Here is a 16,425-nt window from a genome sequence, read left to right on the forward strand (position 1 = left end):
GAAAGTTCCTTGCAACATCAGGGGCAAATGGCTCGCAACGAGCCGCGCCAATGATACAACGCCCACAGGGCCCGGCGCTGCATTTCCTGCTGGGTAGGGTGGCGACTGCCTGAAAGCATGGGGCTTCAAGCACCCATGCCGGAGGCACCATGTACAAACCCCTGCTGTTCGCGTCCCTGATTCTGACCCCGCTTTCCCTTCACGCGCTGGACACCCGCGAAGTAAAGGCGGCGCAACTGCTTGAGCTTGGCCGCCACCTGGAGCGCCATGCCGGCGCCAGCCAGTGGCAACAACTGTGGCAGCGCGTGCGCCAGGCCGGCTACCTGCAGGCTCAAGGCGCGCCGCTGCACTTCAGCGCCCCCATGGCCCTGTTGCCTGAACTGGCGCGGCTGACCTTGGCCCAAGCCGATCATGTGCAACCGCTGCACCAGACCCAGGCGCTGTATCGCCGCAGTTTTTCCGACACGGTGATCGGTCAGCGCGGCGGCCAGCCACTGCATGCCTTGTGCCTGGTGGTCGACTGGCGGACGCTGCCAGAAAGCATGCTCGCCTCCCCCCAGGCCTACCTGCGCAGCGCCAGCCTGCTGAGCAGTTACCCCTGCAACTGAGGGTACCCCGCCCCATCACTCGATGAGCGTAGCGCCCTTATGGGTAATCAACCGCCACAGCCACATGCTGAAGACACGTCCTACACCGCAGGATATCGCTGCCTGCAATCCCTGTTCACCGAGGCTACAAACCGCACCCCATATGTCGCCTAGCGACGCGCGGTGGCTGTCACACAGAATTTGCTCACACCGTCGACATAACGCCGCTGGTGATCGGGTCGCACATTCCCCCATCCAGAAGGAGCGCCATATGGAATTACCAGACTTGAGCCTCATCGATATCAGCCAACTGCCCCATTCGCTGCAGGCCCTGGTCGACTGTATCGGCATCGACAACGCCTACCAGTTGACCTGCGCCTACGGCGGCAGGCCCAAATACATCCCCAAGTACCGCGAACGCACCAAGCTGGCCGACGTGCTGCCAGCCGAGGCGCTCGACGCATTGATCAAACGCTTTGCCGGGGTAGCCCTGGAAATCCCCAAGGCTGACCACTTTCTGCGCCAGTTGCGTAACCAGCAGATCCAGAAGGAAAGCGCCGATGGCCTTTCACGCAGCCTGCTGGCCAACAAGTACGGTCTGAGCTTGCGTCAGATCGGCAACATCCGCCGTCAGGAGAACTACGCCCGCTGACGGCCAACCCGTTAGGCCGCCACAGGTGGCCACTTTTCCCTTCAACAACAAGAGCAATCAAGCATGTCGATAGACAACAGCCTCATCGGATCCGTGATCAACGCCTTGCCAATGGATCGCATGATCGCAGGTCCCCTGCAGGCCATGGTCCAGGCACAGGTTACTGCGAGCAAGTCATATGCCGACTTCCTGATGCAGGTGTGCGTGCAGGACGGCAAGGCCGTCGCCATCCAGTTCGACTACGACGAAACCATCGTCGACGAACAGGGTGAATACAAAGGTGTGGTCAGCAAGACCATGAAGGTGCCGCTGCTTGCGGCCATCACGCACCCGAACATTTCCATCGAGGAAGGCAATGTCGAGTTCGAACTGGTCATCAACCAGATGTCGGAAGACACTTCCAGCAAGGACATGAGTGCCGATCTGACCGGCTCTTTGGGCTGGGGGCCATTCAGGCTGAATGTGAAAGGCAGCGTCAGCCATAAGTCCACACAAACCCGCAAGACCGACACCCGCGCCCGCTACGCCTTCAATACCACGCTCAAGCGCCAGGAGCCGCCTGAAGCAATGATGAGGGTGATCGAGTTCCTGACCGATGCGGCAACCAAGCCAACGGTGGTCAGAACCGCCGAACTGAAAAGCCAGGACGAGATTTCCCAGGCCGATACCTTGAAAGGTCCTGCTGCCGATGTAACTACCGGTACTGCTTGAGACGCTCCCTGCCCCGCAAAACAGCCCCCCTGGCCAGCGCCGGGGGGCACACCTGGCCTGAGGAGTCGAACCCATGAACAAGCCCCCTGCCCCGATGACCTCCATTGACCTGCGTGAGATCACCCGTGGCCTGCAAGAAGCCGCCAGCGCCACCAACAGCCTGATTGCACAACAGTACATCAACCTGTTCGACCAGTTCTTCGAGTGCGACAGCGACGCCTTGGGCGCCCCCATGAAAGCCAAGATGGTCGAGGTGGCCATGGATGGGCAACACATCATGCGCGTCCCCCTGTTTGCCTTGGTATCGCCCAAGGGCCTGGCCCTGGAGCGAATGCAGGTCGACCTCTCGGTACGGGTTAAAGGGACCGAAGCGCAACAGGCACTGCAGACCGCAAGCGAGAACAAGACTGCAAGCTTCAAGGTCACCATCGGCGGTCAAGGCCGTCAGGGCGAAAGCCGTGACCCTGACGAAGTACAGATCCGCATGCAGTTCCAGGCCAGCGAACCGCCGGAAGCCCTGAACCGGCTGATAGACGAATACACCAACCTGATCGTCCCGGTACGTGCCCCTGATCCGCAGCCCTCACCCGATACCAATGAATTTATCGAGGCGGCCACCGTCCGTTGACGGCCGCCCCGGCACCGCTTCAGAAATCGCGCTTGTAGAAGATGTCCAGTGAGCTGGCCAGCCCGCTGGCGGCTTCCAGGTACACCTTCTTGCTCAGCTTGTAACGCAACGCGATGGTGTTGGCGGGTTCGAACACACCCACGCCGTAACGCAGGCTCAGCTTCTCGGTGATGTTGCCGCTGGCGACCACGCTGGTGGTGTTGCCCGAGCCTTCGGTGTCCAGCTGGAAGTCGTCGATGCCCAGGCTCGATGCCAGGCTGCCGGTGATGCCGGCGCTGCCAGCCAGCCCCAGGCCCAACGCTGCCTCGGCAAGCATGTTGTTGTCCTCGCCAGCGTTGCCCAGAGGCCGCCCCAGTACGAGGTACGACAGCGCCTGCTCCTGGCTCATGGCCGGTTCCGAAAACACCTTGGTTGTGGGTTGCTCGGCACTGCCGCTCAGGCGGATACCGGCAATCACGTCATCGACCGTGCGTATGGCTTCGATGTCCAGGTAGGGCTGATCGATCGGGCCGGCAAACAGCAAGCGCGCGCGGCGGATGGTCAGGCGCTGGCCGTAGGCACGGTAGCGGCCGTCGGCCAGGCTCAGCTCGCCACGGGTATCGAGGTTGTCGCCTATATGTACGTGGCCGAGCAGGTTGGCAGTGAGCCCAAAGCCGCTGAACGACAACTTGTCGCGGCCCACTTCGACATCGATGTCCATGGCCATCGCCATGGGCGGTTTGCCCTCTTCGGTCTGATGACCAACGATTACCGTGTCATCCGATACCTTCACGGTTGACGGCGGCAGTTCACGCACGGTGATCTTGCCTTTGGGTACCTGCACCTTGCCGGTAACCGCCAGTTTGTCGTCGATCAGGCGCAAGGTCAGGTCCGGGGCGACCTCCAGCGTTGCATAGGGCTCAACCGTGACTGGCAGTTGCTGGCCTTGCAGGCGCAGGTCCATGCCCAGCGCCTGGCCCCACGTGAGGTTGCCACTCAACTGGCCCCGCCCTGCATCGCCGCTGCGCCAGTTGCCATTGAGTTGCACCTGCTCGCCGGCGATCAGCGCCTGCAACGACAGGTCCTCAAGGCTGGCCGGCAACTCGGCGCCACTCACTTCACCGCCGCTGAGCATCAGGTTGCCGTTGACCTGTGGTGCCAGCAAGGTCCCTGAAAGCCGGCCACTGCCGTTGAGCTGCCCGGCCAGGCGTTCGACCATCGGCACGAACGGACGCGCCACCGACAGGTCCAGCCCGGCCAGGCGGAAATCACCTGACAACGGCTTGTTCTTGCCCAGCGGGTCGAGGCGCGTATTGACGTTGAGCTCGCCCAGGCGCTCTCCACGGAAGGCCAGGCGGGTATCGATACGCCGTGGCGCCAACGTGCTGTCGACACGCAGGGCCTGATAGGGGAAATCGACCCAACGGCCCTTGTCGCGCACACGCAGCGTGCCGCCACTGGCATCAATGACAATGTTGCCTTTGGGGCCGCTGGCCGGGATGTCCAGATTGATATCCGCATTGAGCAGGCCCTGCCAGGCGAAGTCTTTTGGCAGCCACTGTGCAAGGCTGTCCAGCGGGAACTGCTTGAGGTGGTAACGCAAGCGCGGCTCGGGCGCCAGGCGCTGGTCGTCACCACAAAGGCTGGCCTGGCCAGAGCGCCAGCAATGGGCACCGAAGTCCAGCTGGCCGCTGGCCAGGCGCTGCAGGCGTGCCGGCGATTGCAGCCGCCAATCCTGGCCACCGGCCTGGATGCGCCCACTCGCGAGGCGGCCACGCCAGTCACCCTTGCTCAACTGGCCATCCAGACCGAGGTCAAGCTTGAGCTGCGGGCCATCCAGCGCCAGGGTCAAGGCTTGCTGGCGAATGTCGCCTTTGCCGTTGGCCTGCAGCGTGCCCAATGCCGTGTCGCCCAGGTGAATGCCAGTGGCCTTTAGCTCGATCACACCGCGCTGGGCGTTGTCCAGGCGGGCATCCAGGTCCAGCTGTTGCAGCCGGTTTTCGGCCTGGGCCAAGCGCTGGCCCTGCAAGGTCAGCGTGCCTTGCGGAGCCTGCAAGGTGCCGGCAACATCCAGCCGGCCCTTGACCTGGCCCTGCAGCCTTGGCCACAGCTGGCCCAGGCGCGGCAGGTCAAGGTCGATTCGCCCGGCCAGGCGCTGCTGCAAGCTGCCACTGCCGTTGATACGGTTGTCACCCAGCTGGATCGCCAAGGCGCCGAGGGTCCAGCTCTGCCCTGCCCCCTGCGCTTCGGCCTTGAGCACAGCCGGCTGGCCGCGCAGGCGGCCTTTGAGGTCAAGTTGGGCATCAAGGGTGAGCACCTCGCCCTTCATCTCGCCTTTACTGCGCAGCGGCCCCGCCAAGGTGCCCGGCAGCTCCGCCAGCCAATACGCCGGGTCGAGCGCCGAGAGCTGCAAGTCGACATCCCAAGCCAAAGTGTCGGCAAAGCGCACGGCCACACTGCCGGCGGCCTTGCCTTGCCCGGCGGTCAGCGCCAGTTGCGGCAGTTTCACCTGGGTCAGGTCACCTTCGAACGGGCTGGCCAGGCTGAACGCCCCTGCCGGGCCGTCCAGGTCGCCTTTGAAGGTGCCCTGGTAATTGCCATCGCGATAATGCACCTGGGTACTGAAGCGCTTGAGGGTGACCTCGGGCGGCGCCTCCAGCGGGTACAGCCGCAACCACGGGAAGTCCTGCCAGTCCAGCTGCGCATCGGCGGTCAGGCCTTGCTGCCAGTCGGTCGTGGCCTGCAGTTTCACGCGCTGGGTGTCGCTGGCAGTCAGGTCAAGGGCATCGAGCCTGGCGCCCTTGCTGTCGACCAACCCGGACAGCGCCAACGCGATCGGCGACTGTTCAGCCGGCAGGTTGGCCGTTCCCGACAGTTGATATCCCTTGAGCAGATCGCCCTTGGCATCAAGCACGAGCTGATTCAACTGCAACGTATCGGGCAACGAGCCCGCCGGTTTGAACGCCTCTGAACGAATCTGCAGGGTCGCCGGCAGATGCTCGGCCAACGCTTGCAACTGCCCGCTCAGCGTGGCGTCGAGATAACCACGGCTGGTGCCGGCAAGTTTCAGGGTCTTTTGTAATTCTCCGGTTGCCGTCAGCGCCAGCTGCCAGGCTTTGCCGTCTACGGCGGGCAGTTGCAGCTGCCCCTGGAGTTGCAATGGCCAGTCACCTTCGGGCTGCAGGTCGCCCTGCAGGTCCAGTTGCAGCTCATCGCGCTGCAGGTGCAGGCTGTCGATGCGCATCCCGGTGTCGGTCCAGTGCGCCGCCAGTTGCAGGTCACCCAGCAGGTCGCTGCCATCCAGCCGCAGCTGGCCGACCTTGACTTCGCCCAGCTCGATGGCCAGCGGCAAGCGCAGCGCTGGCAACTGCAGCGGACCGCTGTCGGCCGGCTCGGCACTTGGCGCAAAGGCCATGTCAATGCGTTGTGCCTGCAACTGGTCGATGCACAGAGTGGCGCGCATCAGACAGGCAGGCGACCAGGCGAATAGCGGTGCCTGCACCTCTACTGTATTGCCACCATCGGCCCAGCGCAGCACGCTGGCCTGCCAGCTGCCCGCCAAGCGGCCTTGGAAATCAGCCACCTCAAGCCCTGGCACTTTGCCCAGCGTCCAGCGGCTGCCCGCTTCGGTACCCAGCAACAGGCCCAGCCCTACGCCCAGGCTCGCGACCACACCTAGCAGGCCCAGCAGAATGTACTTGATCACGCGTTTCACAACTCAGGCCCCATGGAAAAGTGCAGGCGAATGCCCCCTTCGTCATCCAGCGCCTTGGCCAGGTCGAGTCGCAACGGCCCGACCGGCGATACCCAGCGCACACCAAAACCGACACCGGTCTTTAGGCTGGGTAGCTCAAGGTTGTTGAACGAGTTCCCCTGATCGACAAACGTCGCGATCCGCCACTTTTCAGTCAGCGAATACTGGTACTCGACACTGCCGGCTACCAGGTAGCGCCCGCCGATGCGGTCGCCATCGCTGTTCTTCGGTGACAGGGTCTGGTAGTCATAGCCACGCACGCTCTGGTCGCCACCGGCGAAGAAGCGCAGCGACGGCGGAATGTTGTTCTTGAAGCCGTTGGTGGCACTGCCACCGAACTGCACGCGCCCCAGAAGGCGGTGGTTGTGGCCAAGCGTGGTCAAGCCCTTGAGCAGTACGTTGCCGTGCAACAGGTTGGTGTCGGAAACCAGCCCTTCCTTGGCCCCTTGTACATCGAACTGCAGGCGGTAGCCGTTGTGCGGATCGATGCGATTGTCACTGCGCAGAAACGAATAGCTCACGCCAGGCATCAGCAGGTTGCTCAGCCCGGAATCGTCACCCAGGCGATACTCCTCGCGCTGGTACTTGAGCGAAATGACCCGCTGCCAGCCGCTGGGCAGCTTGCTGTGCCACTCTGGGCCCACTGTCAGCAGTTTGCTGAGTGTATCGGTACCTGCCAGCTCCTCGTTCTGGTAACCACCGGCAAAGCGCAGCTTGTCGGTCAGTGGCGGGTCGAGGGGGATGTCATACCACAGGCCAACGTTCTGTCGGGGGGCGGACAGCTCGGTTTCCCAACCGTAACTGTGGCCCTGCGGGTTGACCCAATGGCGGGTCCAGTTGGCCTTGCCACGCGGACCGACGTCGGTCGAGAAGCCCAGACCCAGCCCCATGGTGCGTGGTTTGCGGGTTTCCAGGCGGACATCCACCGGGATTTCTTCACCCACGGCAGCAGTGGGCGCCGCATCCACCCGTACGCCTTCGAAATAGCCGCTCGATTGCAGGTCATTGTTCAGTTCGGCGATCAGTTCCGAGTCGTAGGGCGTGCCTGGCTTGAACGACACCATGCGCTGCAGCAGGTCGTCGTCCAGCGGCGTGTCGCCGCCGAAGGTGACGGCGCCCAGGTGATAGCGCGGGCCACTCTGGTAGACCAGTTCGATATCGGCCACACCGGCCTGCGGGTCGACCGCAAGGCGCTGACGGCTGAAGCGGCCGCTGAAAAAGCCGTAGCGCGACGCCTGGTTCTGGATCAGCCGCTTGGCATCTTCGTAATGGCCGTGGTTGAGCTGTTCGCCTGCGCGCAGCGCCCGGCTGTCGGGCATGCGAAAGGCCTTCATTTCGCTGGCCGGGCCTTCGATACGCACGGTCACGTTGCGCAGGCGAATCGGCTCGCCCGGGTTGATGCTGATGACCAGTTGCGGGGAATGGTCTGCATCTCTGGGCGGCTTGACCTCGCTGTCGATCTGCGCCTGGTAGTAGCCAAGTGCCTGCGCGGCTTTACGCGCCTGCTCCTCTGCCCCGCGACTGAAGCGTAACAATGCTTCTTCATCGCGGTCACCAAGGGTGCCTATATAGCCTTCGACATTGGCCTTGAGCGCCTTGTTGGCTGGTTTTACCTTCACCAGCAACTCGCTCTGGCCCCATGCTGCGAAACTGGCGGCCCAGAAAACCAGGCCCCAGGTCAATCTTCCTGAATACGTCATGCGGCAAATGCTACCAGAGCCAGGCGCTCAAGGGAGCCGCCTGGCGGGATGTTCAGGCAAAAGTGGACGTTGAAGAGACTGGATTGGGATGGAAGAACACCCGTTCCCGGATCGGTCCTACAGCGACCTCACCAATTTCTTCATAGCCCTGGCGCTGGTAAAAGGCCAGGTAATGCTCATTGCCGGTGTCGAGCACTACGCCCTGGGTGCCTGGTTGATCCGCGCACCAGTCGTGCACGGCTTGTAACAATTGCTCCCCGTAATGCTTGCCCTGAAATTGCGGATGTACCCCCAGCAGTGGCAACACATGCACCTGATCGGTGGGCAGGCAGGTGGCCAGGGCGGCCTGGTAGTCCATGTAACGCCGCGTGCAGCGCAGGCCAGTGCCGAGGATCATGCGCAGGCGCCAGGCCCAGCTGTCGGCAACGCCCAACCGGCGCACCGGCGGCACGATCAGGGCCATGGCAATCAGGCGGTCGTCCACCAGCAAGCCGATGGCAGGTAATTGCAGGTAGAAATGCTGGCGCACCCATTCGCGCACCATTACCCGCAAGCGTCGCTCATACCCCGGGCGCTGGGCTTCGAAGATATAGGCGAAGGTGGGTTCGTGGCGGTAGGCGTTGTACAGCAGCGAACGCGCTTCGCGGCTATAGCCATCATCAAGCAGGCAGACTTGAGCCGGGGCGGCAGTGGTTTCGGGCATTGCGGGCAGACCTCCTGGAATGGGCGTACATTGCCTTGGAGGTGCACCACCGCGCTTCGTTCACCCCCTACAGCACGTTAGCAGCAGGGGCCGGAGGCCGCCACGCTGGTGATGTGGGGCGATGTCGGCTAGCATCCCGCCTTTTACCGGGATTGTCTTTCCATGAAGATCGTCTGTTTCAACATCAACGGCCTGCGAGCACGCCCGCATCAGCTGGCAGCGCTCATCGAAAAGCACCAGCCGGACGTGATCGGCCTGCAGGAAACCAAGGTCAGCGACGATCAGTTTCCGCTGGCCGACGTGCAGGCGCTGGGTTACCACGTGCACTACCACGGCCAGAAAGGCCACTACGGCGTGGCTCTACTGTCGCGCCAGGCTCCATTGAGCCTGCACAAAGGCTTTGCCACCGATGAAGAAGAGGCCCAGCGCCGCTTCATCTGGGGCACCTTCGCCGATGCAGATGGCAACCCGATCACCATCATGAACGGCTATTTCCCCCAGGGCGAAAGCCGCGACCACCCCACTAAATTCCCGGCCAAGCAGCGTTTCTACAGCGACCTGCAGGCACTGCTGGAAGGCCAGTTCCGCAACGACCAGCCACTGCTGGTAATGGGTGACATGAACATCTCGCCGCAGGACTGCGATATCGGCATCGGCCCAGACAATGCCAAGCGCTGGCTGAAGACTGGCAAGTGCAGTTTCCTGCCTGAAGAGCGTGAGTGGATGGAGCGCTTGAAAGGCTGGGGCCTGGTTGACAGCTTCCGCCACCTGCACCCCGACGTGACCGACCGTTTCAGCTGGTTCGACTACCGCAGCCGGGGTTTCGAGGACGATCCCAAACGTGGCCTGCGCATCGACCTGATCATGGCCTCGCAGCACCTGGTGCCGCGCATCAAGGCAGCGGGCGTGGACTATGAACTGCGTGGCATGGAAAAGCCCTCGGACCATGCGCCGATCTGGTTGGAGTTGAGCTGATTCTGGTGTGGGCCCAAGGTGCACGCCTTGGGGCTTGTAGTGCCGGTTAGACCGAGCGCCGCGCGGGCGGCGCTCGATCGCACAGGCGCTGAAATTGTTATGGCGAGCACTCACAACCCCAACCGCAACGCCTCCCCCACCCCGGCCCCACGCGCATCGTCCGCCGCGCTGACCAAGGCGAAGTTGTAAGCCCCATGCGACCAGTACCGCGCCTCCAGCTGGCCATCAACCCGCTGCCCGTCTGGCATGCGCCGATAAAGCTCGCCCGGTGAGCGCAGGAACAGGCTGATGCGCTGGCCCTTGCCATCTTCAAACACCAGCAGTGCCGCCGGCCCCTGCTCGTTGCTGAGCAAGCGCGCCCCCACCGGTTTGAAGCCATAGCCCGCCAGGTCCGGCAATTGCCCAACGTGGCTGAAATGCCGCCCCAACCAGTCGCGCAACTGCCCTGGATCACTGGCCTGGATATCCAGCGCCTCGCTGGCGGCAAACAACCGGTGCGCCTGGACAGCATCGGCCATGGGCTGGTCGGCTCGTGCCAGGGACGCATCGCGCACCTGCCAGCCGCCCAGCCCTCCGACGCCCAATGCCAGCACGACCACCGCCGCGGTGGCCCAGCGCCGCTGCCGACGCTGGCGCAATTGCCGACGCAACTGCCCAAGGTCCAGCTGCGCCGCCCCGGGCAGTTCGCCAAACCCGGCCAGCGCCGTACGCAACCGGCGGGCATCGGCGCGCCAGCCCTCTACCCGTGCCGCAGCCTGCGGGTTGGCCGCCAGCCAGGCCTGCACTTCGGCCCGGCGCGCAGGCGCCAGGCGCTCATCGACGTAAGCGTGCAATTCGTCTTCGCTGGGGATCAGACGCGTCATTTCAGTCTCCGCAAGGCCGGGGGCTGAGGGTTGCCCTCGGTCAGTTCGCGCAAGGCACTGCGGGCGCGCGACAGGCGCGACATCACAGTGCCGATGGGGATGCCCAAGGCCTGGGCAGCTTCCTTGTAACTCAAGCCTTCGATGCTGATAAGCAGCAACAAGGCGCGCTGTTCGGCCGTCAGCCGGGCAAATGCCTGCAAGTCGGCCTGGGCCAGGACAATCGCCTCAAGGTTGGCCCCGAGCGGCTCCTCCTCGCTCTCGGCACGGCCGAACCACGACAGCCAGCGCGCATGCAGGCGGTCGCGACGCTTACCGTCAAGGAAAAGCCGATAGAGGATGGTAAACAGCCAAGCCCGCAGCGCCTCGGCATCGCGTTGCTGGTCACGTCGGCTCAGGGCCCGCTCGACCGTGGCCTGCACCAGGTCATCGGCGCTGCCCGGCTCGCGGGTCAGCCACACGGCAAAACGGCGCAGGCGGGCCAGTAGCTCGCGCCACTGGTGGTCGTCCAGATCATGCATGGCAAAGTCCCGGCCTTTGAAGTAGTCATTGTAAAGGCAGACGCCCACCAGGAAATTCTATTCCCGTCGATGGAATAAATTTTTCCCTGCCCCGTCGTACTGGCACATTCACCAAACCGGACGATGACCATGAACTCACCTTTGCACGGCCCGGCGAAAGCCTTGCGCCTGGCTGCCATCGGCGCCGTGATGCTGGCCGCAGGTGCCGGCTTTGCCTATGCCGCCGGCTGGGTTGGCGAAACCCGGCTGACACCACAGCGCATCATTGACACCTTCGAGGCCCAAGCCGGGCACTACCCAGGCTACCGCAAGAACCACGCCAAGGGCCTGTGTGTCAGTGGCTACTTCCAGGCCAGCGGGCAGGCCGCCAACCTGTCCACGGCGCGCGTATTCAGCCAGGCGCGTGTCCCGGTGATCGGCCGCTTCGCCATTGGCGGCGCCAACCCGTATGCCCCGGACACAAGCATACCCGTACGCAGCCTGGCCATTCAGCTGAGCACCGACGACGGGCAGGTCTGGCGCACCGGCATGAACACCCCGCCTGTGCTGGCGATAAGCACCCCGCAAGGGTTCTACGAGCAAGTACTGGCGAGTACGCCAGACCCGGCCACCGGCAAACCGAACCCCGCCAGCATGCAGGCGTTCTTCGCAGCCCACCCGGAAAGCGCAGCGTTTCGCCAGTGGGCGGCGGGCTACAAGCCCAGCAACAGCTTCGCCAGCACCCAATACCACAGCATCAATGCCTTTCAGCTGATAGATGCAAGCGGCGCCCGCCACCCGGTGCGCTGGCAGCTTGAGCCACAAACCGCGTTTGCCGCGCTGCCCACCCAGATTGATGACAAACAGTTTCTGCAACACGACCTGCAGCAACGCCTGGCCCAGGGCCCGTTACGCTGGACGCTTCGTCTGGTGCTGGCTGAACCCGGCGATGCTGTGGACGACCCTGCCCGGCCCTGGCCTGCCGAACGGCGCAGCGTAGACGCCGGCACCCTGGTGCTGGAACAGGTCGACGCCCCCGAACAGGGGGCATGCCGCGACCTCAACTTCGACCCGTTGATCCTCCCCCGAGGCATAGAGGCATCTGCCGATCCCATCCTCGCCGCCCGTTCGGCTGCCTACTCGGAATCGTTCAACCGCCGCAGCCGTGAATCGCTCAGCACCGGAGCCCGCCCATGAAACCCGAAGCCTTCCACCCTTTCGCCCGCCTGCTGCACTGGCTGATGGCCGTGCTGATCCTGGCCATGCTGTTCATTGGCGTGAGCATGGTTGCAGACCTGTCGCTACGCCACCCTGTACTCATCGGGCTGCACAAGGCCACCGGCCTGGCACTGCTGGTGCTGGTCGTGCTGCGTATCGGGGTGCGCCTGGCCGTGCCTCACCCACCCTTGCCGCGAGACCTGCCCACCCTGCAGCGCTGGGCCGCCGGGGCATCGCACCTGCTGCTCTATGGCTTGATGCTAGCCATGCCGCTACTGGGCTGGGCAATGCTGTCAGCGGGCGACTACCCTCGCCCGCTGGGCTTGCCGGCCATCGCCCCGCACAACTTGCAACTGTATGCCGTGCTGCGCATGGCACACGGCTGGGCCGGCTACCTGCTGTTCGCCACCGTGCTGGTGCATGTGGCGGCAGCGTTGATGCACGCATGGGTGCGCCGCGACGGTGTGTTGCGTAGCATGTGGCCTGGCCCCCTGCGCCGCAGCGAATGAATTGCAATAGCCCGGGCCGTTCGACAATCGATAACAATTCTTAATAATATCGGTTTCTATTGCCTTACTGCCCTGGACTGCCCAATGAACGTCGCAAAGGATCCTGCAACCCTTAAACCTGCCAGCACCCTGGACTTGCGTCCGCTGCTGCTGGCCAACATGGCCTGTACCATGTCGATGATGGCCTTCGTCGCCCTGATCGGCCCGATTGCCCGCCAGCTCGGCATGGCCACCTGGCAGGCGGGTGCCGCCGTGACTGTGGCCGGCGTGGTGTGGGTGCTGCTGGCGCGGCCCTGGGGCCGGGCGGCAGACCGCCTGGGGCGCCGGCGCGTTCTGCTGCTGGGCACCGCCGGTTTTACTCTGGCTTATTGGCTGCTATGCCTGTTTGTGGAAGGCGCGCTGCGCTGGCTGCCGGGGGCGACCGCAGCGTTCATCGGCCTGATGGTCGCACGCGGCTGCATCGGTGCCTTCTATGCGGCTATCCCGGTAGGTTGCAATGCGCTGATCGCCGACCATGTCGAGCCGCAGCGTCGTGCTCGGGCCATGGCCTCGCTGGGGGCGGCCAACGCTGTCGGCCTGGTGGTGGGGCCGGCGATGGCGGCGCTGTTGGCCAGGCATAGTCTGAGCCTGCCTTTTCATATCATGTCGCTGCTGCCGGCCAGTGCCTTTCTCGTGCTGTTGTTCACCCTCAAGCCGCAGGCGCTGCCCCACAACCATGCCCCGAGCCCAGTGCGTTTGAACGACCCACGCCTGCGCCGGCCCCTGCTGGTAGCATTCAGCGCCATGCTCAGTGTCACCGTGTCGCAGATCATCGTCGGTTTCTTCGCCATTGACCGCCTGCACCTGGGCCCTGCAGAGGCCGCCCAGGCCGCCGGCATCGCATTGACCACGGTGGGCGTGGCATTGATGCTGTCACAGGTATTGCTGCGCAAACTGGAATGGCCGCCACTGAAAATGATCCGCACAGGCGCCACGGTCTCAGCCCTGGGCTTTGCCTGCGGCTCGCTCGCCACCACCGCACCTGCGCTATGGGGCTGCTATTTCATCGCGGCAGCGGGCATGGGCTTTGTCTTCCCGTCCTTTTCTGCGCTGGCGGCTAACGCCATGCACGCCTCCGAGCAGGGCGCCACAGCCGGTTCCATTGGTGCGGCCCAAGGCATGGGGGCGGTGATCGGCCCGCTGGCTGGCACCCTGGTTTATGCCCTTGATCCGCGCCTGCCATTCCTGGCCGTGGCCGCCCTGTTGCTGCTGGTCGGGCTATGGCCGATGCCGCGCGACCAGCGTGTCTGAGAAGCACAGCGCGCAAGCGTGCAGAGTGTGTTTTAATGCGCGTCGCTCATTATTTTTTACACCTCTGATTACAAGGCGGCTATGGACACGGGGACGCGACTCAAACTGGTGCGTGAACGCAACAACCTCTCCCAACGGGAACTGGCCCGCCGCAGCGGGCTGACCAATTCGACGATCTCGCAGATCGAGCAGAACCGCGTCAGCCCTTCGGTCAGTTCCCTGAAAAAACTGCTCGAAGGCATTCCCATGAGCCTCGCGGAGTTCTTCAGTTTCGACGAGCCGGTGCGCGAAGAACGCTTTGTCTTCCGGGGCGCCGAGCAGCCAGACCTGGGCCGCAACGGCCTGCGCATGCTGCTGGTTGGTGCCAGTGTCGAAGGCCGGCAGATGCGCATGCTGCGCGAACTGTATGCACCGGGTGCGGATTCGGGCGAGCCGATCGTGCATGCCGAGGGCGAAGAATGTGGCCTGGTCACCCGCGGCACCGTGGAGCTTTGGGTCGATGGCCAAGTCAGCGTGCTCAACTCGGGCGACGGCTACTACATCCCCACTACCCTGCCGCACAGCTTCAAAAACATCGGCCCGGACGAGGCCGAGATTATCAGCGCAAACACGCCGGCGAATTTCTGACCTTGACGCGCAGCGGTTCGCTGAACACCCGGGCCATTTACCAGAGCCTGCGTAACGCTGCACTTGGCGTGCATCACCTGCAGGTGAGTGCACGCCGCGATGGCGGCCTGGTCGATGTCGACATCCAGGGTTGGCAATTGGCACTGGCCGTGGATACCGAAGGCCTTGCCCATTGCATCAGTTGCCGCTGCCCCGACGGCCATCAGGCCGGGATCGAGGAGTGGCAGCGCTACGGCACCAACCCGGTCGACCTGCTGAGCCTGTGGGAACGCACTCAGCTCGAAAAGCTGCTGGCACCCTGACTTAACGCTTCCTCGACAAAGTCCAGACGGTCCTGCCCAAAGAACATTGCCTCACCGACAAAGCAGGTCGGCGCGCCAAACACCCCGCGCTCCACTGCCACCTCGGTCGCCTGCTTGAGCGCGGCTTTTACTTCGCCGTCGGCCGCCAGCGCATGAAAAGCCTGCGGATCGAACCCTGCCTGGCTCAGTGTTTCGTCCAGAACCGCGCTATCGCTCAGGTTGCGCCGCTGCACCCACAGCCCATTGAACAGCGCCGACAGCAACGACTCCAACTGCTCCGGCGCGCGCAACTGGGTACCCATGACCCCGCGCATCAAGGTCAAGGTATTGACCGGAAACCCCGGCGGCAGCCCGAACGGTACCCCATAGCGCGCGGCAAAGCGTGCCAGGTCCGTGAACATGTAGCGCCCCTTGGCCGGGACCATGGCCGGCGAAGCATTGCCGGTAGCCTGGAAAACCCCGCCCAGCAGCATTGGCCGCAAGTGCAGCGTAGCCCCCTGGCGGGCACACAGGCCTGGCAATTGAGTCCAGGCCAGGTAGCTGGCCGGGCTGCCCAGGTCAAAAAAGAAATCGACAGTCTTGTTCATGGTGACAGTCCTTGCTTGGTGATAGGGGCTTACCAGCGTTCCATCCAGGGGCGCAGGTCCAGCTCGAAAGTCCAGGCGTCTCGTGGCTGGGCGTGCAGGAACCAGTAGCTGTCGGCAATGTGCGCCGGGTCGAGGATGCCATCCTGGTCCTTGAGGGCATAGCGCTCGGGAAAGCTGTCGCGGATGAAAGCGGTGTCGATGGCACCGTCCACCACTACGTGCGCGACATGGATATTCCGCGGCCCCAGCTCACGTGCCATGCTCTGGGCCAGAGCGCGCAAGCCATGCTTTGCCCCGGCGAAAGCCGCGAAACCCGCCGCACCGCGGGTGCCTGCGGTGGCGCCGGTGAACAGGATCGTGCCGCGCTCACGCCGGACCATGCGCCGGGCAACCGCTTGCGCCGTGAGAAAACCGGCAAAGCAGGCCATTTCCCAGATCTTGAAGTACTTGCGCGGGGTTTCCTCGAGAATACTGCAGGGCACATTGGCGCCGATATTGAAGACAAACACGTCGATCGGGCCGATATCACGCTCGATAGTCTCGACCAACGCCGCCACCTCCTGCTCTTTGCGCGCATCGGAGCCAAAGCCGTGGGCCTGGCCGCCAGCGGCACGTATTTCCTCCAGCAGCGGTTGCAGCTTGTCAGCCTGACGCCGCGTGACGCAGGCAATGTAGCCCTCACGGGCAAAGCGCTTGGCAATCTCGCCACCCGTGGCATCGCCCGCACCGATCACCAACACGACTTTTTGTTGTTCTGGCATGCCTGCCTCCATTGGTAAATGATCGTTTAGTAAACGAACGCTATGTTATGATCACCGTCATCGTCAAGCCCGCCTGCAGAGG

At 63.7% G+C, this 16,425-nt stretch carries 17 protein-coding genes; 10 read left to right on the forward strand and 7 right to left on the reverse strand.

Annotated elements, in window-relative coordinates:
- Positions 1-149 precede the first annotated feature (149 nt).
- The 4 genes from J3A71_RS17095 (at position 150) to J3A71_RS17110 (ending at position 2,578) form a co-directional block, all read left to right on the forward strand.
- Entirely contained in the window at positions 150-608 is a 459-nt protein-coding gene (locus tag J3A71_RS17095) for a hypothetical protein (protein WP_016486542.1), read from the forward strand.
- A 250-nt stretch (positions 609-858) separates the two neighbouring features.
- Positions 859-1,239, forward strand: a complete 381-nt coding sequence (locus tag J3A71_RS17100; protein ID WP_016486541.1) for a Mor transcription activator family protein — start codon at positions 859-861, stop codon at positions 1,237-1,239.
- 63 nt (positions 1,240-1,302) lie between these two features.
- Entirely contained in the window at positions 1,303-1,950 is a 648-nt protein-coding gene (locus J3A71_RS17105) for a DUF2589 domain-containing protein (protein ID WP_016486540.1), read from the forward strand.
- A 73-nt stretch (positions 1,951-2,023) separates the two neighbouring features.
- Entirely contained in the window at positions 2,024-2,578 is a 555-nt protein-coding gene (locus J3A71_RS17110) for a DUF2589 domain-containing protein (protein WP_016486539.1), read from the forward strand.
- A gap of 19 nt (positions 2,579-2,597) precedes the next feature.
- Here J3A71_RS17110 and J3A71_RS17115 read toward each other — a convergent pair whose 3' ends face one another.
- From J3A71_RS17115 to J3A71_RS17125, 3 genes are read right to left on the reverse strand one after another with little or no spacing between them, the layout of a single operon-like run.
- A complete protein-coding gene (locus J3A71_RS17115; protein ID WP_096425998.1) occupies positions 2,598-6,272 on the reverse strand; it encodes a translocation/assembly module TamB domain-containing protein in 3,675 nt (1,224 codons plus the stop codon).
- The gene (locus tag J3A71_RS17120) at positions 6,269-8,011 is read right to left on the reverse strand and encodes an autotransporter assembly complex family protein (protein ID WP_016486537.1); all 1,743 of its coding nucleotides are present in this window, start codon (positions 8,009-8,011) and stop codon (positions 6,269-6,271) included. Before J3A71_RS17120 ends, J3A71_RS17115 begins: the two co-directional genes overlap by 4 nt.
- A 52-nt stretch (positions 8,012-8,063) precedes the next feature.
- Positions 8,064-8,714, reverse strand: coding sequence for a GNAT family N-acetyltransferase (locus J3A71_RS17125; RefSeq protein WP_016486536.1), 651 nt, complete (start codon positions 8,712-8,714; stop codon positions 8,064-8,066).
- Between the two features lie 162 nt (positions 8,715-8,876).
- On the opposite strand from J3A71_RS17125, the gene xthA reads away from it, so the two are divergent.
- Positions 8,877-9,689 (forward strand): exodeoxyribonuclease III, encoded by an 813-nt coding sequence (xthA, locus tag J3A71_RS17130; RefSeq protein WP_095115079.1) that lies wholly within the window; start codon positions 8,877-8,879, stop codon positions 9,687-9,689.
- 110 nt (positions 9,690-9,799) lie between these two features.
- Here xthA and J3A71_RS17135 read toward each other — a convergent pair whose 3' ends face one another.
- Both J3A71_RS17135 and J3A71_RS17140 read right to left on the reverse strand, forming a co-directional pair.
- Positions 9,800-10,552, reverse strand: a complete 753-nt coding sequence (locus tag J3A71_RS17135; protein ID WP_096425997.1) for an anti-sigma factor — start codon at positions 10,550-10,552, stop codon at positions 9,800-9,802.
- Positions 10,549-11,070: a sigma-70 family RNA polymerase sigma factor gene (locus tag J3A71_RS17140; RefSeq protein ID WP_024717967.1), complete on the reverse strand. Its 522-nt coding sequence runs from the start codon at positions 11,068-11,070 to the stop codon at positions 10,549-10,551. The genes J3A71_RS17135 and J3A71_RS17140 overlap by 4 nt, the downstream gene beginning before the upstream one ends.
- Positions 11,071-11,193: 123 nt before the next feature.
- On the opposite strand from J3A71_RS17140, the gene J3A71_RS17145 reads away from it, so the two are divergent.
- The 5 genes from J3A71_RS17145 to J3A71_RS17165 all read left to right on the forward strand — a co-directional run bounded on the left by J3A71_RS17145 (position 11,194) and on the right by J3A71_RS17165 (position 14,995).
- Positions 11,194-12,246 (forward strand): catalase family peroxidase, encoded by a 1,053-nt coding sequence (locus J3A71_RS17145; protein ID WP_209953062.1) that lies wholly within the window; start codon positions 11,194-11,196, stop codon positions 12,244-12,246.
- The gene (locus J3A71_RS17150; RefSeq protein WP_016486531.1) at positions 12,243-12,776 is read left to right on the forward strand and encodes a cytochrome b; all 534 of its coding nucleotides are present in this window, start codon (positions 12,243-12,245) and stop codon (positions 12,774-12,776) included. The genes J3A71_RS17145 and J3A71_RS17150 overlap by 4 nt, the downstream gene beginning before the upstream one ends.
- Before the next feature lie 84 nt (positions 12,777-12,860).
- Positions 12,861-14,066, forward strand: a complete 1,206-nt coding sequence (locus J3A71_RS17155; protein ID WP_096425995.1) for an MFS transporter — start codon at positions 12,861-12,863, stop codon at positions 14,064-14,066.
- Between the two features lie 81 nt (positions 14,067-14,147).
- A complete protein-coding gene (locus J3A71_RS17160) occupies positions 14,148-14,693 on the forward strand; it encodes a cupin domain-containing protein (RefSeq protein WP_016486529.1) in 546 nt (181 codons plus the stop codon).
- Between the two features lie 2 nt (positions 14,694-14,695).
- Positions 14,696-14,995, forward strand: a complete 300-nt coding sequence (locus J3A71_RS17165; RefSeq protein WP_023049131.1) for a hypothetical protein — start codon at positions 14,696-14,698, stop codon at positions 14,993-14,995.
- Here J3A71_RS17165 and J3A71_RS17170 read toward each other — a convergent pair.
- Both J3A71_RS17170 and J3A71_RS17175 read right to left on the reverse strand, forming a co-directional pair.
- A complete protein-coding gene (locus J3A71_RS17170) occupies positions 14,968-15,582 on the reverse strand; it encodes a 2-hydroxychromene-2-carboxylate isomerase (RefSeq protein ID WP_016486527.1) in 615 nt (204 codons plus the stop codon). The two genes, J3A71_RS17165 and J3A71_RS17170, sit on opposite strands and share 28 nt — an antisense overlap.
- A 29-nt stretch (positions 15,583-15,611) precedes the next feature.
- Positions 15,612-16,343, reverse strand: coding sequence for an SDR family oxidoreductase (locus tag J3A71_RS17175; RefSeq protein ID WP_070086510.1), 732 nt, complete (start codon positions 16,341-16,343; stop codon positions 15,612-15,614).
- Between the last annotated feature and the right edge of the window lie 82 nt (positions 16,344-16,425).

This window comes from Pseudomonas sp. PvP089 (genome assembly GCF_017875165.1).
GTDB lineage: Bacteria > Pseudomonadota > Gammaproteobacteria > Pseudomonadales > Pseudomonadaceae > Aquipseudomonas > Aquipseudomonas fortuita.

What these genes read in the sequence shown, in the direction of transcription:
- J3A71_RS17095 (WP_016486542.1), top strand. Translation starts at nt 150, where the DNA reads ATGTACAAACCCCTGCTGTTCGCGTCCCTGATTCTGACCCCGCTTTCC.
- J3A71_RS17100 (WP_016486541.1), top strand. Translation starts at nt 859, where the DNA reads ATGGAATTACCAGACTTGAGCCTCATCGATATCAGCCAACTGCCCCAT.
- J3A71_RS17105 (WP_016486540.1), top strand. Translation starts at nt 1,303, where the DNA reads ATGTCGATAGACAACAGCCTCATCGGATCCGTGATCAACGCCTTGCCA.
- J3A71_RS17110 (WP_016486539.1), top strand. Translation starts at nt 2,024, where the DNA reads ATGAACAAGCCCCCTGCCCCGATGACCTCCATTGACCTGCGTGAGATC.
- J3A71_RS17120 (WP_016486537.1), bottom strand. Translation starts at nt 8,011, where the DNA reads ATGACGTATTCAGGAAGATTGACCTGGGGCCTGGTTTTCTGGGCCGCC.
- J3A71_RS17125 (WP_016486536.1), bottom strand. Translation starts at nt 8,714, where the DNA reads ATGCCCGAAACCACTGCCGCCCCGGCTCAAGTCTGCCTGCTTGATGAT.
- xthA (WP_095115079.1), top strand. Translation starts at nt 8,877, where the DNA reads ATGAAGATCGTCTGTTTCAACATCAACGGCCTGCGAGCACGCCCGCAT.
- J3A71_RS17135 (WP_096425997.1), bottom strand. Translation starts at nt 10,552, where the DNA reads ATGACGCGTCTGATCCCCAGCGAAGACGAATTGCACGCTTACGTCGAT.
- J3A71_RS17140 (WP_024717967.1), bottom strand. Translation starts at nt 11,070, where the DNA reads ATGCATGATCTGGACGACCACCAGTGGCGCGAGCTACTGGCCCGCCTG.
- J3A71_RS17145 (WP_209953062.1), top strand. Translation starts at nt 11,194, where the DNA reads ATGACCATGAACTCACCTTTGCACGGCCCGGCGAAAGCCTTGCGCCTG.
- J3A71_RS17150 (WP_016486531.1), top strand. Translation starts at nt 12,243, where the DNA reads ATGAAACCCGAAGCCTTCCACCCTTTCGCCCGCCTGCTGCACTGGCTG.
- J3A71_RS17155 (WP_096425995.1), top strand. Translation starts at nt 12,861, where the DNA reads ATGAACGTCGCAAAGGATCCTGCAACCCTTAAACCTGCCAGCACCCTG.
- J3A71_RS17160 (WP_016486529.1), top strand. Translation starts at nt 14,148, where the DNA reads ATGGACACGGGGACGCGACTCAAACTGGTGCGTGAACGCAACAACCTC.
- J3A71_RS17170 (WP_016486527.1), bottom strand. Translation starts at nt 15,582, where the DNA reads ATGAACAAGACTGTCGATTTCTTTTTTGACCTGGGCAGCCCGGCCAGC.
- J3A71_RS17175 (WP_070086510.1), bottom strand. Translation starts at nt 16,343, where the DNA reads ATGCCAGAACAACAAAAAGTCGTGTTGGTGATCGGTGCGGGCGATGCC.